The sequence below is a fragment of the Deinococcus sp. genome (assembly GCF_018260405.1).
GTDB lineage: Bacteria > Deinococcota > Deinococci > Deinococcales > Deinococcaceae > Deinococcus.
Genome location: NZ_JAGLBG010000191.1, coordinates 1 through 1,898 on the forward strand (window position 1 = coordinate 1; position 1,898 = coordinate 1,898).

Consider the following 1,898-nt stretch of genomic DNA (forward strand, 5'->3'; position numbering starts at 1 on the left):
TCGAGGCCGCCGATCACGATGACCTCGCCGTGCTGCTGGTGGCGCAACTGCACCTTGACACGGGCGACCAGTTCCTCCGAGTGGAAGGGTTTGGTCATGTAGTCGTCGGCCCCGGCTTCCAGCAGGTTGACTTTGCGGTCGACCGCGTCCATCGCCGTCAGAATGATGATCGGCACGCTGCTGGTCTTGCGTAGCCGCCGGGCAATCTCCGCGCCGTCGAAATCGGGCAGACCCAGATCCAGAATCACCAGATCAGGGTTGTTTTCCCTGGCGCTCGTCAGGCCGGTAATGCCGTCGGGAGCCGTGATGACCCGGTAACCGGCCTGCTCAAGTTCGTACTGCACGACGCGGGTGATATCCGGATTGTCTTCGATGAGCAAAATGCGTTGTTCCATGACGAGTGATTCATCTCCTAAATGGCCCTGACCGGTAAAACGGTGCGGCAGTCGTTTGCTCACCAGAGACTGCCGGGACCGTGCCAGAAATTTGTTGTGTTTATCGTAGAGGCCTGGGTTATGAACGGGGGCGCACACCGGTTTATGGTCCCTTAACGCCCTGAGATTGATGTGCTGAACGGTCTTTTTTGGCCGGATTCAAGAAAACGGGCAAATGGTGTTTATGGATCGCGACGGCCCAATGGCGCAGCTTCCAGACAGGGCGGCGCTGGATTCCGGCACTGCGCTAGACTTTCAGCCACACTTCAAGGAGGCAATACATGAGCGTGAGTAAAGTTCTGGGACGTGCCCTGCTGGCTACCATTTTCATCAAGAGCGGCGTAGATCACCTGCAAAACCCCGACCCCATCGTGCGGGCAGCTCGCGGCGCCGAAATTCCTCAGCCCGAACTGGCGGTCAAGGCCAACAGCGGCATCATGGCCGCCGCCGGAGTGCTGCTGGCCCTGGGCATCGCCCCGCGTATCACCAGCACCGCGCTGGCCGCCAGTCTGATTCCGACCAGCGTGATCGGCCACCCCTTCTGGGACAAGAAGGGAAGCGAACGCCAGCACCAGCAGACCCAGTTCCTCAAGAACCTGGCCCTGTTCGGGGCTTTACTGGTGGCCGGAAGCGACTGAGCAGCGGCAGCGGCTTTAGCTCCTCCCTCCTTGCGTGGGCTGACTAACGCACACATTTTTCTAATCTGTAGGGGTCATGTCTTGCCCCTCCTCCTCTCTACCCCGTACGCCTTCTTGCTCTTTCCGCGATCTTCGCCTGAACAAGCGTGCCACACATCTTTTTGAGAGCTTGGCGGCACTTCCGGACGCTACCGTCAAGCAACTTGCCCGGAACCGTGCTGAAGGAGCGGCCTTTAGCCGCTTCCTTGCTAATCCAGCAGTTCACCTTGACCAGTTAACCGCTGGCATCGTTCAGGAAACCCATCATTACCTTCAGTCCGTTCAACACAAACATTTGCTCGTCATCAGCGATACTTCTGAAATCAATTTGCACTCTCGACGCCACTATCATCAGGGTCGAGGACTCGGAGTCACTGGTAATAACATCGACCTGGGGTTTTTCATCCACCATGCTGTAGCCCTCGAACCACATTAGGGCCAAATACTTGGCTGCCCAGCGTTGCGCGTCTGGACGCGCAAAGGTGGATGTCAAGACCGACAGGAGAGTGAGGCCAACAAGTGGTTCGAGGTCGTTGACCGTGTTGAAGCTGCACCACAATCTCTAGCTCAGCGCATCACGTTCATCAATGACCGTGAGGGCGACATTTTCGCCCTCTGGAAACGTATCGGCTCAGCCCACGACATGCTCACCCGAGCGAAACAAGACCGGCGTATAGCTGTCACCGAGTCCTGTCCAACAGGGAAGCTCTTTGCCGACTTGGCTGCACAGCCCATTCAAGGAACTTTCGAACTGGTCATTCCTGCCGATCCTAAAAACAAGCGCCAG

General features: G+C 57.5%; 4 protein-coding genes. 3 read left to right on the forward strand and 1 reads right to left on the reverse strand.

The window, feature by feature from the left end:
• A partial coding sequence (locus QZ269_RS12950) for a response regulator transcription factor (protein WP_291427111.1) occupies nucleotides 1-395 on the reverse strand: 395 nt, incomplete at its 3' end.
• A gap of 320 nt (nucleotides 396-715) precedes the next feature.
• Here QZ269_RS12950 and QZ269_RS12955 point away from each other — a divergent pair.
• From QZ269_RS12955 to QZ269_RS12960, 3 genes are all read left to right on the forward strand, one after another.
• Complete coding sequence (locus QZ269_RS12955) at nucleotides 716-1,072, forward strand: DoxX family protein (RefSeq protein WP_291427112.1); 357 nt, start codon at nucleotides 716-718, stop codon at nucleotides 1,070-1,072.
• 76 nt (nucleotides 1,073-1,148) lie between these two features.
• Entirely contained in the window at nucleotides 1,149-1,547 is a 399-nt protein-coding gene (locus tag QZ269_RS13590; protein ID WP_367272306.1) for a transposase DNA-binding-containing protein, read from the forward strand.
• A 24-nt stretch (nucleotides 1,548-1,571) separates the two neighbouring features.
• Nucleotides 1,572-1,898: hypothetical protein (locus tag QZ269_RS12960; RefSeq protein WP_291427113.1), on the forward strand; the 327-nt coding region annotated here is incomplete at its 3' end.

What these genes read in the sequence shown, in the direction of transcription:
- QZ269_RS12955 (WP_291427112.1), top strand. Translation starts at nt 716, where the DNA reads ATGAGCGTGAGTAAAGTTCTGGGACGTGCCCTGCTGGCTACCATTTTC.
- QZ269_RS13590 (WP_367272306.1), top strand. Translation starts at nt 1,149, where the DNA reads ATGTCTTGCCCCTCCTCCTCTCTACCCCGTACGCCTTCTTGCTCTTTC.